Consider the following 2,236-nt stretch of genomic DNA (forward strand, 5'->3'; position numbering starts at 1 on the left):
ACTCACAAAGATCACGCTCCTGTGCCTGTCGATGGGCCCGTTCCTTGGCTCCTCGGCTGTTTTTTAGTTCGGGAAGTACCGAATATCACACCGATGAGGTCTGTGATCACTGTCCGAGTTCGGTGTTTTCGGCGTACGGCTGTATCCCACATTTCGTGCGGGCGGAAGGTCAATCGTTTTTCATCAAGGCGTTTTTGTCCAACTCCGCGGTGGTCTTGAATCTTGTCGCTGATCTCAACAAGATCGGCTCAACTGTCCGGCTGGTGAGTATGACCCACACCGGCAGCGGCGAGGAACTCAGCGAGGAGATCTACGAGGTTGATGTCTCGGCGTTGACGCCCAAACAGCGGGACGCACTTGAGTTGGCGATCGATGAGGAGTATTATGAGTCCGGCGAGAAGCCATCGATGGAGACACTGGCAGAGCAGTTATCCATCTCAACATCAGCGTTCTCACAGCGACTCGCACGCGCTTTTTAAACTTGATGGGTCAGTTCACCGACTGATCGCCGCGCTTTTTAGTCGTCTGCTTCTTGGGTTGCTCGATACCGGTAGTAGCCCCCAGTGAGGCTGCTGGCGTCGATCCCCTCGTGATCGAGGATTCGGGTCGCCATATAGGAGCTTTTGCCGATCTTACAGTAGGTCACGACCTCCTCGTCATCGGCACGGTCGGTAGCCCACGATCGGAGTTTGCCGAGCGGAACGTGTTCATCCTCGGGGATCGCCCCTTGGGCCTCGCGCATCTCCGGCGGACGGGTGTCGACAACCGTCGCCTCCTCGCGTAGCTCCAAGAATTCGTCGAGATGGATAATGTCGGAAACCCCTTCGACAACGTTTGTCCCAATCATGCCCAACACGTTGACCGGGTCTTTTGCCGCCGAGTACGGCGGTGCGTAGGCGAGATCCAGATCCCGGATATCAAAGACCGTGTCACCGTGGCTGATCGCTGTTGCCAGCACGTCGATCCGCTTGTCGACGCCATCCTCACCGATCGCTTGGACGCCAAGGATCGTCCCGTCGTCGGGATCAAAGAGGAGTTTGAAATGAATATCTGTCGCGCCGGGATAGTAGCCGGCGTGGTTTGCCTCTGCGGTGTAGATCGCCTCATAGGAGCGATCGTCCTCGATCAGTGTCTCCTCGGTGAGCCCAACCGTCCCGACATCCAGGTCAAATACCTTTGCGATCGCGGTATCCAAGACTGGATCGAGTGTGTCGTCGTGGCCCGCGATATCGTTGGCCGCGACTCGGCCCTCGCGGTTGGCCGGCCCACCAAGTGGGATCCACGATCGCTCACCAAACACGCTCGGAACCGCAACCGCGTCGCCGACCGCGTGGATCGATGGTTCGGTCGTTCGCATCCGGTTGTCGACCGGGATCGCCCCGCTGTCGGTGAGATCTAGCCCGGCGGCTTCAGCCAACTCGGTTCGGGGTCGGACACCGGTCGAGATTACGACCAGATCGAACGTCCGCTCCGCACCGGAGCCCATCGTGGCGGTGATCGTCCCATCGTCGGCTTCGGTGAGTGCTTCAACACCCGAACCGAGCCGGAGGTCGACGCCCTGAGCTTCGATGTGCTCCTCAACAAGTGCAGCCATCTCCTCGCCAAGTGTGTTTGGCATCACCTGCTCAAGCAACTCAGCGACAACGACCTTGTGGCCGGCCTCGTGGAGATTTTCCGCAACCTCGATCCCGATGTAGCCGCCGCCGATCACGAGTGCGTCCTCGGCGTCCGCAACCTGCTGTCCGATGCTGACCGCGTCCTCGACTGTCCGGAGGGTGTGACAGCCGTCCATCGCCTCGGGATCAAACATCGGCGGTACCAGCGGCTCGGCACCGGTCGCCAACACCAACTCGTCGTAGGCGAGTTCGTAGGTCTCACCGTCCTGGGGTTCGACGGTCGCGTGTTGTTCCTCTGGCGAAATATCGGTGACCGTCTGCCCAGTGCGGATATCTAGGTCAAACGCCGCACTCAGTTGGTCGACACCCATCACCGCTAACTCTGATTTGGGAACCGTCCCACTCAGATGGTAGGGAAGGCCACAACTCGCATACGAGACGTGGTCGGTGGTCTCAATAACGGTGATATCAGCAGCTTCATCCATTCGTCGAAGCCGCGTTGCGGTACTCATTCCGGCCGCGTTGCCGCCAACGATCAGCACCTGCGTGCCCATACCTGATGGCTGGTGCGATCAGGGATATATACTGTATGTGATTCCCAATAGTATAGAATTGGCAAC

At 58.8% G+C, this 2,236-nt stretch carries 2 protein-coding genes; one reads left to right on the forward strand and one right to left on the reverse strand.

The features are described 5' to 3' along the window. Positions 1–479, forward strand: a 479-nt coding sequence (locus tag O2S87_RS18490) for a helix-turn-helix domain-containing protein (RefSeq protein WP_475410190.1), incomplete at its 5' end; no start/stop codon positions are given. Positions 480–517: 38 nt separating this feature from the next. Here O2S87_RS18490 and O2S87_RS18495 read toward each other — a convergent pair. Next, entirely contained in the window at positions 518–2,170 is a 1,653-nt protein-coding gene (locus O2S87_RS18495; protein WP_475410191.1) for an FAD-dependent oxidoreductase, read from the reverse strand. Positions 2,171–2,236: the final 66 nt, after the last annotated feature.

Source organism: Halohasta sp. A2 (assembly GCF_056175805.1).